This window comes from Roseibacillus ishigakijimensis, from assembly GCF_016595415.1.
Taxonomy (GTDB): Bacteria; Verrucomicrobiota; Verrucomicrobiia; order Verrucomicrobiales; family Akkermansiaceae; genus Roseibacillus; species Roseibacillus ishigakijimensis.
Map to the genome: position 1 here is coordinate 55,131 of NZ_JAENIO010000021.1, position 15,394 is coordinate 70,524.

Sequence of the window (15,394 nt, forward strand, 5' to 3'; positions counted from 1 at the left end):
CGTCTCAGGGAAAAGGCTTAGGCTTGGCGGCGTTTGAGGAGGCTCTGCACCCAGAGGAAGGTGCCCACGGTTCCGGCGAGGGCCCAGATGAGGAGGAGAGGGGAATGGGAGGTAGTCTCCGCGGCGTGATCGTCCCCACCTTCCTCGTGCTCGTGATCGTGTTCGTCGTCACTTTCTGTCATCTCCGAGCCATCCTCGTTGTGTTCGTGCCCGTGGGCGGCATCGAGGGCTTCCTTGAGAGATGGGCCATCGCCTCCTCCGGCAAAGCCCAGGCTGTAGGAGCCGGTGGTGACCACTTCATCACCGGGAAAGAGACCGCTCACGATTTCAGCGGACTGGTCGTTCCATTGGCCGACGACCACCGGAGCCTTCAGGAAGGCATGAGCCAGCTCGAAATCCTTCACGAAAACATGGCGGTTCTCGGGAGGGCCCTGAATCGCCGAGCGGGGGATGCTGAGCACGTTTTCGCGCACTTGGGTGATGAGGGAAAACTCCACCCGCAGACCAGGGCGGAGGAGGCCCGCGGGGTTGGCGATGCGGAAAATGCCGTCCACGGTGCCGTTCTCGGGATCGGCCTGCACCCCAAAGCGGGTGAGCCGGGCGGTGAGGGTTTGCTCGCCTGCCGCCGGGATGTGCAGGCGGGCCTCGCTTCCCGGGGCAAGCCGGGCGGCGTCTTTCTCCGGGATGCGTGCGACGGCCCACATGGCGCTGCGATCCACGATGGTGAGGAGTTCTTCGCTCGCTTCCACGGGTTGGCCGGGCTGAATGTGTGACTGGGTGATGAGACCACCGCGGGGAGCGATGAGTTTGATGGTTGGGGGCGGGCTTCCCGGTTGGCGGCTTTCCAGGAGGCCGATGACTTGCCCCTCCTCCACGCTATCGCCTGCAAAGACGTCCACGCTAAGAATGCGGCCGGGAATGCGGGTGGACAGGGTCGCTTTGTTAGCCGGGATTTCTTGTAAGCGGCCCAGTGCGAAAACGGTGGACTCGAAGGTGGCCTCCATCGCGATTTCGGTTTCGATACCGAGATTGCGCACGGCGGTCTCGCTGAGGATGACGGTGTTGGCCGCTCGCTCGGCATCAAGGGCGGCAGACAAGGGCGAGAAATGGGTGATGGCGGTGAGAAAGAGGGAGCAGGGAAAAATTGGTCGGAGTCTCATGGTGGTCATAAAAAGAGGTTTAGGGTTGGCCGAGCGCGGCTTCGTAGCGGAGGCGGGCGAGGTGAAAATTGCGGAGGGACTCAAGGCGGGAGTTGGCGAGGTCGAGTCTTTGCTCGCGCACCCGCAGGTAGGCTTGGAGGTCGCCGAGGCCCTGCCGGTAGGCGGACTCGCTTTCGACCGCTTGTTTCTCGGCCAGGGGCAAGAGCTCGCTGTCGATTTGGTGCAGGAGCGCGGACCATTGCTTCATTTCCCCGAGAGCGGCACCGGCTTCGTTGCGGAGCTGTTCGCCCAGGGCGATGGTTTTTTGTTCGTGCCGGGCGGCGGTGGCTTTGGCCCGGGCAATTTGGCCTTCGTTTTTGTCCCAGAAGGGCAAGGCCATTTTCACCCGGACTCCGACGATGCCCTCGTTTTCGAAACCTTCGGGGGCGTCCTCGGAGCGTTCCAGCCCGGCCACCACGCCGACCTCGATGTCGTCGTAGCGACGGGCTTCTTCCAGCGCCACCGTCTGGCGGGCGGCTTCGCTTGCCAGGCGGGAGGCGGTGAGATCGGATCGGTTGCGAATGAGCAAACCACCGTCGGGGACAGTAACGGGTGGCAGCTGTTGACCAGCGACATGAAGTTGGTCGGCGGGCTGCATCCCGAGGAGGGCTTTGAGCCGTCCCGCCAGCATTTCCTCTTGGGCCTTAAGTTGGGGGATTTCGGCCTCGAGCCGGACGGATTCCAGCTGGGCTTGGCCCGCATCGAGGGGAGAGAGCTCGCCTTTGGTGGCTGCCTCTTCGATGAAGGCTGCGAGTTCCCCCGCGAGGGTGATTTGCTCGCTGCGCAGAGCCAGTTGTTGGCGCAGGGTGAGAATCTCGACCAACTGAGTGCGGGCTTCGTGGATCAGTTGCTGCTCCACTGCCTGCACCTCGGCCTCGGCCTGGAGCACGAGGGTGGTGGTGACCGTTTTCTCCAACTGCAAGCGATTGGTCACCGGAAAGCGTTGGGAGAGGCCAAGCTCCAGCCCGCCTTCGCGGAGAGTGTTGTTGAAAGAAAAGCCTCCTTCCAGTTCGGGATTGTCCCGGAGGCCGGAGGCTTGCTGAGTTCCACGAGCTTCCGCAATGCGCCAGCGGGCGGCAGCGAGAGCAGGATTGTGGGCACGGATACGGTTGGGAATGGTGTCCAAGCCAACGATGAGCCCACTCGGCGCGGCGGCGGCAAGGGGCGAAACAGGTGCCAATAGGTTGATCAAAAAGAGGAAAATAGGAATGCGAAGGCGCATAGTCTCAAAGGGTGAAATGAAGAGGTCGCAGGTGACCTATGAGCCGGGAGGGATTCCGAAAAATCCTCATCCCGAGGTGGGAATCGCGCGCAGGGAAGTGCGCCCGGTTGGGGAACAGAGAACCGTCGCTAAAACATTGGCCCAGAGTTCAGGGCACGACGATCCCGCGAGAGAGACTAGGCTCGCGGAGGCTGTTCGAGAGAGGAGAGGGGTGACTCGGGAGGAGTCAGTGCCCGCTCATGGGGTGGCCCGCCATTGAGAGGGGGCAGGGAAAGAGGGCAGTCCAAGGGTGGTAAGGCCAGGAGTCCAAAGTGAAGCGCGTGACAGTGACTGGAGCCTGCATCGCAACCGACCGGGCAAGGTTCCTCTTCACCAGGGCCGGGCTCTTCTGCCGGATGGGAATGGGGGTCGTGGTCGCAATTGCCGTGGTCATGGTGGTCACTGTCCTCGCAGAGGAGGTGTTTGATGAAGGGCAGAACACACTGGCTCTCAGCACAGGAATTCACATCCAGTCCCAGTGCCGAGGTCATCAGACCTAGCATGATGAGAAGACTGGTGATGATTTCCTTCACGATAGAACTGGGAGTTGATTACGTTTGATTCTATTCCCCGTCAAATTCGATTTGCGGCAAAATCTCGCTTTTTATCCTCCGGGTGGCTAAAGTGAGGGCATGCGGATGCTTCTTTTCTTTTGTCTCACCCTATTGCCCTTGGCGGCAGATTACCCGCCGCAGATCGCGGGAGCTCGGGTCGAGACCTACGCCGAGGTGGGGGAGGAAGCGCTGCAGGTCTGGATCATTGGGGAAAAAGTCGAGGGGCAGGCCAAGCCGGCAGTGGTGCTCTTCTTCGGCGGGGGCTGGCGATTCGGATCCCCCGACAGCCTCAAGCGGCACGCCCGTTTTTTGGCCCGGCGGGGGATGATCTGTCTGCTGGCCGATTACCGGGTATGGGATCGGCAACGGGCCAAAGTCGCCGACGGAGTCACCGATGCCAAGGCCGCCATCGCCTGGACCAGGCAGCATGCCGGGCGCCTGGGGATCGATCCCCAGCGCATCGCGGCGGGCGGGGCCTCGGCCGGAGGCCACCTCGCGGCCTGTGCGGCCCTGGTTCCGGGATTTGGTCATGATGAGGCTCCCAACGCCTTGCTGCTTTTCAATGCTCCCCTAGTGCTGGCTCCCTTTGCGGACGAGGATTTTGGCTTGCTGCAGCGGCTGACCAAGAATTGGTTGGGGGCGGAGCCCGACGCGGTCTCGCCCATTCATCATCTCTCCCGCCGCGCTCCGCCCACTTGGATGGCCCATGGTTCCGCCGATGCCATTGTGCCCATTGCCACTGCGCGGACTTTTCAGCGGGAAATGGAGAAGTGGGGCGCGAGCTGTCAGCTTTTCGAAGCCGAGGAAATGCCCCATGCTTTCCATTACCGCGACCCCTGGTTCTCCAAGGTGATGGCTGGAGCCGAGGAGTTTTTTCGCGAATTGGGCTGGCTCGAAAGTCAGGAGTGAGGGTTCACAGTTGGCCTTCGCGGGCGCGGGTGAGAAAGTCCCGGGCACCGAGAAGATGCACTGGCTGGTCGAGCTGCAAGTGACGATCCAGGCCGCCGGCGAGATAGAATTTTTTGAGCGTCCAGCCCTCCCCTCCGAGGACGAGATAGGCGGCTTGGTGGGCACCGCGGGCTTGTTTGAGAGCCTCCGAGAGACAGATGAGCTCGTAGGGCACCTTCTGCTCGGCAGTGCCAGAGCTCTCCTGCCACTTCAGCGAGATGAGGAGCGAGCGCTCGCCACGACGAGCCAAAAGGTCGATGGTGTGCTTGCTCCCGTTGGGCCGGGTGCCGACCGGCACTTGCTTCCGCACCTGGTAGCCGCTTTCCCGCAGCGCGGCACCGACCAGTTTTTCAAAGTCCTTGCCAGTGGTGGTGTCCCGCGCCGGGCTTGGCTGGGGAGAGCCAGGCTCTGCCGCCAAAGGAAGTGCCAGCAAGGCTAAGGAGAGAGGAAGAAGCCAAAGGCGAAACATGACGCGCGGAAAGGGGGAAGGGAGAAAAAGTGAGCGGGAGCTGGATGAACCAACTCCCGCTCGTGGGAACAACAACGCACGTCCCATTGCTGGGACGTCCTTAAAGACAACCTGAATTGGCCGATTGTCACAGAAAATTTCTCGATCATGCCAAAATTTTTTTAATGAGGCCCCAAACTAAAGGGAGGAAGAGGCTCAACGAGATTCGACGGAAGGGGAAACTGTCGTTCGAAAATACCGTTTCCGAGCTGATTTGCCTTCGCGTAAGCATCCTTCATCATCTCGTATTTGGCATCCAGATTGTCGATGTGGTGGAGGGCAAAGGCCTCCGGAGTGCGTGGCAGGGTGGGGGAGCCGAATTCGTGGGTTCCGTGGTGGCTGGCGATGAGATGAAGCAAATGGAGCCGGACCAGATCGGAGGACGGGGTGAGGTCCTTCCACTCCTCGTATTCCGGGCTCTCCTGCAGATCGCGCCAGAGCTTGTTAGTGAGTTCGATGCCGAGGGGGATGTGCCCCAGCATTTCACCCGAGAGATGATAACCTTGGGTGAAGCCCTTCTCGGGATAAGTGTTTTCCCAGAGCTTGCCGCAATCATGAAAGAGAACCCCCGCAATCATGAGGTCGCGGTTCAAATCGGGGTAAACCTCGGCAAGGGCCGCCGCTGCCCGCATCATCTGGGCCACGTGCTCCACCAGGCCGCCCCGCCGCGCGTGGTGGTTGCGTCTTGCCGCTGCAGTGCGCCGGAAGCGGTCGCCAAAAACCTTGAGAAAGTGGAGGCAGAGCGCGCGCAGCCGGGGATCAGAAAGGCTTCCCACCAGTCGCTCGATATCGGCGTAGTCGGCTTTCTGGCGCTCGCGCAACGAGGGGTCGCCGGCCAAGAGCTCCTCCATTCCGCGGTCATCCAGGAGACTGAAGCTCCATGGAGAAGCGTCGATGCCCCACTGATTTTGCGTGAAACTGCCGTCGATGGCGAGACCGCTGCCCTCGGGGAGGTTTTGCAAGTCGCCGAACTGCTTGTGGTCGGCCCAGGCCTTTAGGGTGAACTCGCCGGTGGAATCTGCCAGGAGAATTTCCAGATAGGGTTTACCGCTCTTCGTCTCCTTCTCCTTGCGCCCTGCCAGCTGGGCGGAGAACTGGGCGGTGAGGGCGGATTCGGAACTCTGCTGGGTCAGTTCACGGATGGAAAGGCGGGCCATTGCTCCATTTTCCCCGGAGCACCCCACGCTGGCAAGAACGGGAATGAATTTTCTAGGAGAATCAATTTTCCCTAGCAAAATCCTTTGCCAATCGTTCCAGCCCCATGATGGTTTCTTCCCGCCCGATTTTCAGTTTTCTCCTCGCTGGTTTCCTTTCTGTTTCCTCGGCTCCGGCACAGTCCTCAGCCCTGTCAGAGGGCGATCGACAGGCTTTGTTGGAGAGGCTTAGGGAGATTCAAGAAGGGGCCGAAAGCCGCATCAAAAAACTGCGCGCCGCTGCTTACGACACTTTTGGCTCGGCGGCGCAAGATGAAGCCAAGACTCATGATCTTTATCTCAACTGTGTGGAGAAAGTTCAGTTTGGAGATGAGGAAACGGGAGCCCGCGACTTCCGGGAATGGAAGCGCCAGCACAAGGAGCGCACCGATACCAAGGAGTTTCGTCGCGCCTTGCGCCATCAGTTGCGTTGGTTGCTCCTCTGCATGGAGGTTGGTGATCTGGATCAGGAGGAAGACCGCGACTATGCCTCCCGAGTGCTCTCCACAATCGATGGTATTCTCGCTGATGAGGACTTGGGGCGGAGGGAAGTCGCCTTGCTCAAGAACTCGGTCGGGGCTTCCGTCTTTGCCCAAGCTTACGAGATTGAGATGCCGGAAGAATGGCCCACCGCGCCACTCAATTTGAAGACTGTCTACGAAGAAGCTCTCTTGCCGCCTCTGCGGGGAGCACGCAATGCCGATGGCTTTCGCAATGCCTGGGCCCGCTGGATCAGCCAGGAGGCACGCCTGCTGGAGATTTTGGCCGGAGACGAGGACGAGGAGCAGGAAGAAGCTCAGAAAAAATTCTACCTCGAGGATAGACCCCAAATGCTTTGGGAGTTGGAAAAAGAAATCTTCGAGATGGGCGATGAGCGGGGGGCTGCACTGGCCATGCTCAAGCATCTCGATAGCTATCGGGGCCATCCCAAGGAAGAGGAGTGGACGGAAGAATTCCTCGGGATGCTGCAACCTACGGTGATCGTGGAATAGAGCAAGGTCCCTGCTTGTCGGGCCTCCGGGTGGGAAGGCCCTCGAAAAAAGAAATGAGAGGCTCGCATGGCGGCAGTCCGTTTCCACAAAAACCCATAAAAGTGAAAACGGACTGCAAACCAAAAAAGCGATTGCGAGCGGGAGACTCTTGCCAGTCTCGCCAGCTGTGCAAACAACTGGACAGGGAGATAGCCGGGGAAGGACCGGGGAACAAGAATTGACGAAGTCACTCAGTTGATTCCGCCTCTTTTTGTCAAAAGAGCGAGAGTCTACCGATGAGGGATTCCAGCGGGCAAATCGGCTCGTGATTCATTAACCCTGGTGCAAGACAGGGGAGAGGTGGGTGCGACTTTTTTCAGTTCCTGACCAGAATGAGGTTAAAACCCCGGGTGCGAAACGGTGGGCTTTGTCGCGGCGCACAAGTCGTCAACCAGCATGGCTTCATTTGGCCAGAGAAAATCTGGGCTTGCGATTAGCCTCGGCGGGAAGAGGATGGGCTCGAGCGCTGATTGCGTCGTCCTCCCGAATTGTCGCCGCCACCGCGTCGTCCCCGTCGCCGGTTGCCATTGCCGCCGCGCCGGTTTTGAACCCCGCCATTGGCTCGGGTGCCCCCTCCTTTGCCCATGGCATGTTTGCCCGCGAGGCTGTCCCAGTGCCATTCGTGGTCGGACTTGACGGTGATGCGCTGCTTGATGAGTTTTTCCACATCGGTGAGCAAGGCGCAGTCGTCTTCCGCACAGAAGGAAACGGCCCGCCCGGTGGCGTCTGCCCGGCCGGTGCGGCCAATGCGGTGGACATAGGCCTCCGGTTCTTGGGGGAGGTCGAAGTTCACTACCAGGGTCACGGCCTTGACGTCCACGCCCCGGGCGGCCACGTCGGTGGCCACCAACACGGGGAGCTTGCCCTCGCGGAATTTATTGAGCGTGCGTTCCCGCTGGGCTTGCGAGCGGTTGCCGTGGATGGCCTCGGCCTCAAAGCCCTGGGCCGTAATCGCTTTGGCCAGCTTGTTAGCCCCGTGCTTGGTGCGGGAAAACACGATGGTGAGCTCGCCTGCCTTTTGCTCCGAGAGCAAGGAGGTGAGAAGTTTTTTCTTATTTTCCCCGGCCAAAAAGCAGACGGAATGGTCGACATTCTCCGCCGTGGTGGTCTTGGGCTCGATGGTCACCGTGGCGGGATTGCGCAGGATTTCGTGGGCCAGCTTCACGATGTTGGGGGCGAGGGTGGCGGAGAAAAAGAGGGACTGGCGCTTCTTGGGCAGAGCGGCGACCACTTTTTGCACATCGCGCAGGAAGCCCATGTCGAGCATGCGATCCACCTCGTCGAGCACGAAGAAGTCCACGTGGGAAAGATCGATGTAGCCTTGGCTCATGAGGTCGAGCAGGCGGCCGGGGCAAGCCACCAGAATGTCGACACCCTCACGCATGGCCTTAACCTGCGGGTTTTGGCCCACCCCGCCGTAGATGAGGGTGTGCTTGAACTCGAGGTGCTGGCCGTAGGTTTCCATATTCTTGCCCACCTGGGTGGCGAGCTCGCGGGTCGGGGTGAGTACGAGAACGCGGGCTGCCTTTCGTCGCCGGGGCTTGGGCGACTCGTGCAACAAGTGCAGGATGGGGAGAGAAAAAGCGGCTGTTTTTCCGGTTCCAGTCTGCGCGCAGCCTAGCAGGTCGCGGCCTTTGAGAAGAATCGGAATGGATTGCTCCTGAATGGGGGAAGGATGGGTGTAGCCGCGTTCTCGCAAGGATTGTTGAAGAGGCGCGGCGAGGGGGAGGTCTGCAAAGGTAGTCATATTGAACGTAAAAGCCCGGTCTTCTCTCCCTGGGGGAGGGGGGCAGGGTTCGATGATGGTTGGGTGTTGATCCGAAAACCCACTATCATCGAAGAAGAAGGATGCGGCTGATCCGGAAACTGGATCGAGGCGGTAATCAGCACCGCCGCGCCTCCCTTACGAGGGGCTCGGCCCTTTGGCAAGGGAAATGAAGGCTGCAGCAACTCGACCCGGCAAAGTGGAATTTCTAAAACTCGGCGGAAGCACGACAAATCTTGGAAGTGGCTCCCCGCCCAGCCATCGCTTGGCTGAGCACGCGAATTTTTCCAGAACACAAGTAGGAGTCCCCGAGGCCCCTCTGGCCGAACGGCTCCGCTACGGAAGTGGCACTATCCCCCACGTCAATCCTGCTCCTTTCATCGTTGAAGAACGCGACTAGGATAAGGCCACGGATGAAGTAAGCACCTGCAACAGTAGAGGGCTCCAGAGAGACCTTTGACGTAGACCCTGAAGTTCGGACAATAGAGGGTTTAGCTAAAAGACGGTGATGAGGGCTGTTTGTTCGTTGTCAAAGACCCTCTCAACGGTTAATTAATTCTCCCTCATCACCGTCGTGTAGATAGACCTACTACTGGTTGGCCTTTGGGATCCATCTCAGTGCGCAAAAAATACGCAAAAAAATGAACTCATTAGACTTGGTTAAACTGCTTGTTATTTTGTTGTTTACGCTAAATAGCTTGCTGGCCGAAAGAGTTACAACTCAGGTCGTAGCCTGGGGAAACAATGCTAACGGATGCACTGAGGTCCCGGAAGGATTGATTGATGTTACGAGTGTCTCGGCGGGCTTGAATTTCGCACTCGCCTTGAAATCAGACGGCACTGTGGTTGGCTGGGGTGAGGATCGCTTTGGTGACCTTAATGGCTTAGAGCACTTGACTCAGGTTACGAAAATTTCCGCAGGATTCGGTTATAGTCTGGCTCTTCATCAAAGTGGAAACTACTCCAGCTTCGGATCAATGGTTGAAAGCGGGGTCGTCAACAACGAGCCTCCGATTTATGAATCCATTGTGCACATCAGTGCCGGGAAAGGGAACAACCACGGGTTGTTTACGACCTTGGGCCTCCCAACCGAGCACCTCAAAATATGGGGATATACCGGTTCCGCCGTCTACCAACAAGTTCCAGAGCTCGAATTCTCTGAGGTCCTCGATTTTCAATTGGGAAGCACGCACGCATTGATACTAGGCGGTCGGGGAGAATTGCAGGCTTGGGGCAACAATGGCAATGGACAAGTAACCATTCCCGAAGAACTGCCGCCCATTCAATCGATATCAGTGGGAAGCACTCACAATTTGGCTCTTGATGCAGAGGGGCAGATTTATGCCTGGGGTGCGAGCAATGCGGAATGGATCCATCCTCCTCTTCTTCAGGAGCCTGCGATCGCAATATCAGCTGGCTATAGCCATAGTCTGGCCGTAACCGAGTCTGGGGATGTCATCGCTTGGGGTAATGATTCGCATGGGCGGCTTGATGTGCCTCCCGATCTGGGCAAAGCGGTGGCCGTGACTGCTGGCTTTGACTACTCTCTCGCGCTGGTAGAGAGGGTGGAATATAAGGTCCTTTTCTTTAGTGTCTCGCCTGAAGGCATCCGCGGCACGGTGCAAGGAGATATTGAACAATGGTTGATGGAAAACATGGCTGCGGTGGTGCCCGAGGTGACTCCACCTTACGGTTATCGCTTCATTGGCTGGAGTGAGGACACCAGTTCGGTGACTCGTGACTTGATGGTCTATCCCCTTTTTGAAAAACTCCCGGTGGTGACTTTTGTGCTGGGAGAACAGGGAACTTATCTTTCGGGAAATTTAACCCAGCCCGTCATTCCCGGTTCCTATGCCAGAGCTCCCAACTTTAGCGTCGACGAGGCTTGGGAATACCTAGGCTGGGACACAACCTTTGCTTCGGTAACTGAAGATCTTGTCGTGACCGCGACCTATCGAAGAAAGCCGCTGGTCACCTTCCTGCCCGGTGAGCACGGCTCCATCACCTCGGGAGTGACCGAACAATATGTTTTGGTTGAATCTGATGCGACGGCTCCTACGGTCTCGGCCGGAGAAGGGTGGCAATTTACAGGCTGGGATACCGCTTTTACGAATGTGACCGAGGATCTGCTGGTTACTGCAATCTATGCCCGCAAGCCCCGGGTGACTTTCGTAGCCGGGGATTTTGGGTCCCTAACTTCAGGAACTGCTATCCAGTATGTCGTAAGCGGCTCCGGCGCGGTGGCACCTCTAATTGCGGAAGAAGAAGGGTGGCATTTTATGGGTTGGGATCGTGATTTTACTAGCGTCACAGAGGATATTGTCGTGCAGGCGATCTATATCCGGAAGCCCGTCGTCACGTTCCTGGCTGGCGAGAACGGGACGATTGTGACCGGAAATGAGACCATCAGTCTTATCCCCGGCGACGATGCGGCCGCTCCGCATATCCGGGCACATGCGGGCTGGACATTCATTGGCTGGGACACTTCTTTCACAAATGTGCATGACGATTTGACCGTTCACGCTCAATACGCTCCTTGGCCGGTGGTTACCTTCCACCCGGGCGAGGCGGGCACTTTCTCCGGCGGCTCGGCAGAACAGTCGGTCCAACCGGGAGGTGCGGCCACAGCTCCCGGGATCACTCCCGCTACTAATTGGGAATTTGTGGGTTGGGACAAGCCTTTTGACAACGTTACGGAAGATTTGAAGGTGACCGCCCGCTATAAATTTCGCTTGCCGGGGGCCCGTTTCACCGAGCCTGTGGTCGGCCCCCTCGTCGTGCCGGAAGGCAGTAGTGTGACCGTGGCCTTCCGCCTTTCCGATGAGGTTAACGAAGTTTTGGGGCGGGGTCTCAACATTCCCAAGGAAATCGTGAGCACGGACGATTTTTTCCTCGTCGAGGAGGACGGGCAGGAAATTTCTCTCACGGAATCATCATTCCAAGTGTCCAAACTCGATGAAGCCGACGGACTGATTAAAACGGTGCTGATGCTGGACAACAGCCGGAGTGTCTTTACCCAGTTGGGTGATCTCAAGGAAGCGGCCAAAAGGATGGTCGCCCTGCGGGGAGAAAGGCAGCTGTTCGCTATCTATCAATTTTCCGAGCATCCCGTCTTGCTGCAAGACTTTACCTCCGAGGAAAATCTTCTCTTTGCGGCTATAGACTCCATCGAAAGAGGGGCCTCCACAACCAATCTCTATGGGGCGGCCCTTGCCGGCTTGGAACAATGGACAGACACCTACAGCCTCGACTATGTTGAGAGGGGTTATCTGGTGCTCTTTACAGATGGGAGCGATCAGGCGGCTCTGGCTACCGAGGCAGAGGTTCTTGCGGCAAGAGGAGACAAGCAAATCTTTACCATCGGCCTGCTCAATGAAGAGACGGATACCGCGACACTGCAGGCTCTGGGTAGTGCGGGATACAGTGAAGTGACGGTTGCCTCTGACTTGATAGCGGTCTTTTCTGAGATTCAGCAAGAAATCGAAAATGACCTCAATAGCTTTTATTGGTTGAACTACCTCAGCCCCAAGAGAGGAGATTTCGAACGAACCTTGACTGTTCGTCTCCGTGAAAACAGTTATAGCGGGGCGAATTCCGCCTTAAACGTAGTCTTCAACAGCGCTGGCTTCACCGAGCCGGAAGCGAAAGTGACGATCCAGCGCGATGTCTTTAATCTGGATGGCCTCTCCGAATTGATTATAAACTCTCCGGGGGCTGAACGGCTGGAAGCCAAAACTATTCTGGGCTATGTGGATCCGGCCTATGAATGGGAGCTGGAAGATCCCACCATGGCATCTCTCGAGCCCATCGATGGGACGACCATCCAGCTGGTGCCTCGCAAGGCCGGGGTGACCTACCTTACTTTGACTGATGGGCCCAACGAGTCGCTTGACCCGGGCTTTTTCTCTCGGACCATCGAGGTGACGATTCTCGCTTCAGTCGTTTCACAGGACACATTCGGAGACTTGACGGCCAGCCTTGGTCTCACCGGTAATGATGCGCTACCCGGGGCCGATCCGAACGCGGATGGTATTCCCAATGTTTTGGCCTACGCCCTAGAGCTTCCTCTCTTGGACGAGCTCACGGCGGATGATTATGCCAAGCTACCCCATTTCAAGGCTTCGGAATCTGGCGATCAAGGAGGCCTGTCTTTCTCGCTACCGGACTCGCCAAAACCGGATGTGATTTACGTAGTAGAAAGCGCTGTAGACCTAGAAAGTGCCGAGTGGTATGAAATCGCGCGCCTGGATAAGTCCATGATTTGGACAGGCTCTGCCCAAGTCGAGATGGATGGAGCAGGACAAGTTGCCGTTACAAGTCAATATACCTACGAACAGGCGCCCCTTCAGTTCCTTCGCCTCAGAATCCTTTTGGACATTCTGTAGGGTCGTTGAATTTGAGATGCTATTGCATGACAAATAGGTAGTGGATCTCGAGGTGAGCGAGATCCTGCAGCCCGCAGACCTGATGCGTCAGCATGGGGAGGAGAAAAAGCAAAAACCGTGAATTACAGTAGGCTTAAACAGGGCCATTTTGACGGGAGTTTGCTCGCTACCGTGAGTGTCGTAGAATTGGGTGCTGGTGGCAGGACGGGCCTTTTCGTGTTCTACAAGGTTGGGCCATATGGTGAGTGAGGTGGCTCTTCATTTTCTATAGTGATGCCTCGCACATCAAGCCACAGATCCTCCCACTCGACCTCGCTCCAGCTGTAATCTCTTTGAAAGCGAGGGATGCGGTAAACGAGCCCGTTCCCGACAAGTTTGCGGAAAGTCTCATTGGTGGTGCTGAAGTTGGTCGCCGCCATTTGAGGGGAAGGAGCAATTACGCCCCTTCCCAAGGATGCGCGATTCTGGGCGCTAATCCAGTGGATTTTGGCTTATTTCACGATCGTTTGGTGGCGGCCTGGGCCGATACCGACGTGGGAGACAGGGGCGCCGGCCAGCTCGGCAAGCCGGTTGAGGTAACTCTTGGCATTCTCAGGCAACTGCTCCCAAGTGGTGCAAGCCGAGGTGTCTTCCTGCCAGCCGGGCAAGGTCTCGTAAACTGGCACAATGCGATCCCAGGCATCGCGGTCGGCGGGCGGGTACTCGTGCTTCTCGCCGTCGATCTCGTAGTGGGTGCAGACCTGGATGGTGTCGCGTTCGTCGAGTCCGTCCAGATTGGTGACCGACAGGCCGGTGACGCCATTGACCATGCAGGCGTAGCGCAGCAGGACCATATCGAGCCAGCCGCAGGAGCGGGCCCGCCCGGTCGTGGCGCCAAACTCGCGGCCGAGGCCATGGAGGTAATCGGCCAAGTCCTCGTTATCGGTGGGGAAGGGGCCGGCCCCCACGCGGGTGGTGTAGGCCTTGCAGACGCCGATCACGGCCTCAATAGCCAGGGGCGGCAGGCCGGAGCCGGTGGTGCAGCCTCCCGAGGTGGTATTCGAGGAGGTGACAAAGGGGTAGGTGCCAAAGTCGATGTCGAGGAAGGTGCCCTGTGCTCCCTCAAAGAGAATCGTCTCCTTGGCCTTCCACGCCTTGTGCAAAACGGGGATGATGTCCGCGATGTGCGGGCGGAGGCGTTCGAGGGCGGGGGTGATTTTTTCCAAAATACCCTCTACGGTGAAGGTTTCCAGGCCGAGTGGCTCCAGCACCGCATTGGCTTCCGGCACGCGCAGCTCAAGGAGTTCGCGCAGCTTGTCGGGGCGAATGGCGTCGGCCAGGCGGATGCCCTGGCGGTTGGCCTTGTCGGCATAGGTCGGGCCGATACCCCGCTTGGTGGTGCCGATTTTCTTGTCGCCCAGCTTGGCTTCGCGGGCGGCATCGAGCTCGCGGTGGAGGGGGAGGACGAGGTGGGCGCGGTCGGAGATGAGCAGTTTCTCCGGATTGATGGCGATGCCCTGGCCTTCCAAGGTCTCGATCTCCTCGCACAGGCTGATGGGATCCAGCACCACGCCGTTGGAAATGATGTTCTGCTTGCCGGGCCAGAGGATGCCGGAAGGGAGGAGATGGAGGACGTATTTCTTGTCCTCCACAATCACGGTGTGACCGGCATTCGCGCCGCCTTGGCCGCGCACGACCACATTGGCGTCTTCGGTGAGCAGATCAACGACTTTCCCTTTTCCTTCATCGCCCCATTGGAGGCCTACGACTACGGTATTCATGGTCCAGAACAACCGCCCGGAATTGACCGCGCGGCGGAAAGGGTGCATGCACGGTCCGCGCGCAAATTTCGAGTGAAAACTTGCCCTTTTCTGCCAGCAAAATGGCCGGAGCCCTCACGAGGAGAGGTCCGGCCGGGTCAAAAAAGTGAGTTTGCGGAGAAAATCAGGCAAAGACTTCGTCTGCGCCGAAGAAGCGCTTCAGTTCGGCGGCTGCGGACTCGGGCGAGTCGGAGGCATGGCAGACATTGCGCATCTTGGAGTCACCCGACTTGTCGCCAAAGTCGCCCCGGATGGTGCCGGCCGCCGCTGCGGTGGAGTCGGTCGGTCCCAGCAGGTCGCGCACTTTGGCAATGACGTCTTCCCCGGCGAGGGCGAGGGCGATGACGGGGGTCTCCTGCATGAAGGAGCGCACCTCGGGGAAGAAAGGCTTGTCCGCGATGTGGGAGTAGTGCTCGGCGAGGATCTCGTCGGAAAGAGTCATCATCTTGATGCCTTTGATCTGGAAGCCAGCCGCCTCATAGCGAGCGAGCACGGTGCCGACATTGCCCTTCGCAACAGCGTCGGGCTTGAAAAGGATAAGGGTGGTTTCTTGAGCCATGTCGCGGCGGGGTTAGCCTGAAAGCGAAGTCTTGGCAAGGCTGGGAGTGGTTGCGATGGGAAAAGGGGCCAAACTTCTCTTTGCGGGGATCGCGCTCACAAGGGTTGGGCGTAGGTGGCGCAGCGGTTTTGCCAGCCGGCGTGCCAGCGCTGGTCTTTGCCGCCGGAGTTGGCGACGCGGCGGGCCATCACG

11 protein-coding genes are annotated in these 15,394 nt (G+C 58.5%); 3 read left to right on the plus strand and 8 right to left on the minus strand.

What is annotated here, in order from left to right:
* Positions 1 to 17: 17 nt before the first annotated feature.
* From JIN78_RS09670 to JIN78_RS09680, 3 genes are all read right to left on the minus strand, one after another.
* On the minus strand, positions 18 to 1,160 hold the full coding sequence (locus JIN78_RS09670; protein ID WP_200391759.1) for an efflux RND transporter periplasmic adaptor subunit: 1,143 nt from the start codon (positions 1,158 to 1,160) through the stop codon (positions 18 to 20).
* Between the two features lie 19 nt (positions 1,161 to 1,179).
* Complete coding sequence (locus JIN78_RS09675; RefSeq protein ID WP_200391760.1) at positions 1,180 to 2,421, minus strand: TolC family protein; 1,242 nt, start codon at positions 2,419 to 2,421, stop codon at positions 1,180 to 1,182.
* 176 nt (positions 2,422 to 2,597) lie between these two features.
* The gene (locus JIN78_RS09680; RefSeq protein WP_200391761.1) at positions 2,598 to 2,993 is read right to left on the minus strand and encodes a hypothetical protein; all 396 of its coding nucleotides are present in this window, start codon (positions 2,991 to 2,993) and stop codon (positions 2,598 to 2,600) included.
* 99 nt (positions 2,994 to 3,092) lie between these two features.
* Between JIN78_RS09680 and JIN78_RS09685 the strand changes: the two genes are divergently transcribed.
* Complete coding sequence (locus JIN78_RS09685; RefSeq protein WP_200391762.1) at positions 3,093 to 3,923, plus strand: alpha/beta hydrolase; 831 nt, start codon at positions 3,093 to 3,095, stop codon at positions 3,921 to 3,923.
* Positions 3,924 to 3,927: 4 nt separating this feature from the next.
* Here JIN78_RS09685 and JIN78_RS09690 read toward each other — a convergent pair whose 3' ends face one another.
* Together JIN78_RS09690 and JIN78_RS09695 are read right to left on the minus strand one after the other, a co-directional pair.
* Positions 3,928 to 4,431: a PD-(D/E)XK nuclease superfamily protein gene (locus tag JIN78_RS09690; RefSeq protein WP_200391763.1), complete on the minus strand. Its 504-nt coding sequence runs from the start codon at positions 4,429 to 4,431 to the stop codon at positions 3,928 to 3,930.
* A 161-nt stretch (positions 4,432 to 4,592) separates the two neighbouring features.
* On the minus strand, positions 4,593 to 5,627 hold the full coding sequence (locus tag JIN78_RS09695) for an HD domain-containing protein (protein ID WP_200391764.1): 1,035 nt from the start codon (positions 5,625 to 5,627) through the stop codon (positions 4,593 to 4,595).
* 104 nt (positions 5,628 to 5,731) lie between these two features.
* Here JIN78_RS09695 and JIN78_RS09700 point away from each other — a divergent pair, with 104 nt between their 5' ends.
* Positions 5,732 to 6,655 (plus strand): hypothetical protein, encoded by a 924-nt coding sequence (locus JIN78_RS09700; RefSeq protein ID WP_200391765.1) that lies wholly within the window; start codon positions 5,732 to 5,734, stop codon positions 6,653 to 6,655.
* 472 nt (positions 6,656 to 7,127) lie between these two features.
* Here the strand turns inward: JIN78_RS09700 and JIN78_RS09705 are convergent, their stop codons facing one another.
* The gene (locus tag JIN78_RS09705) at positions 7,128 to 8,441 is read right to left on the minus strand and encodes a DEAD/DEAH box helicase (protein ID WP_200391766.1); all 1,314 of its coding nucleotides are present in this window, start codon (positions 8,439 to 8,441) and stop codon (positions 7,128 to 7,130) included.
* Positions 8,442 to 9,100: 659 nt separating this feature from the next.
* Here JIN78_RS09705 and JIN78_RS09710 point away from each other — a divergent pair.
* A complete protein-coding gene (locus JIN78_RS09710; protein ID WP_200391767.1) occupies positions 9,101 to 12,844 on the plus strand; it encodes an InlB B-repeat-containing protein in 3,744 nt (1,247 codons plus the stop codon).
* A 491-nt stretch (positions 12,845 to 13,335) separates the two neighbouring features.
* Here JIN78_RS09710 and JIN78_RS09715 read toward each other — a convergent pair whose 3' ends face one another.
* Together JIN78_RS09715 and ndk are read right to left on the minus strand one after the other, a co-directional pair.
* On the minus strand, positions 13,336 to 14,604 hold the full coding sequence (locus JIN78_RS09715; RefSeq protein ID WP_200391768.1) for an adenylosuccinate synthase: 1,269 nt from the start codon (positions 14,602 to 14,604) through the stop codon (positions 13,336 to 13,338).
* A 163-nt stretch (positions 14,605 to 14,767) separates the two neighbouring features.
* Positions 14,768 to 15,202, minus strand: coding sequence for a nucleoside-diphosphate kinase (ndk, locus tag JIN78_RS09720; protein ID WP_200391769.1), 435 nt, complete (start codon positions 15,200 to 15,202; stop codon positions 14,768 to 14,770).
* Positions 15,203 to 15,394: the final 192 nt, after the last annotated feature.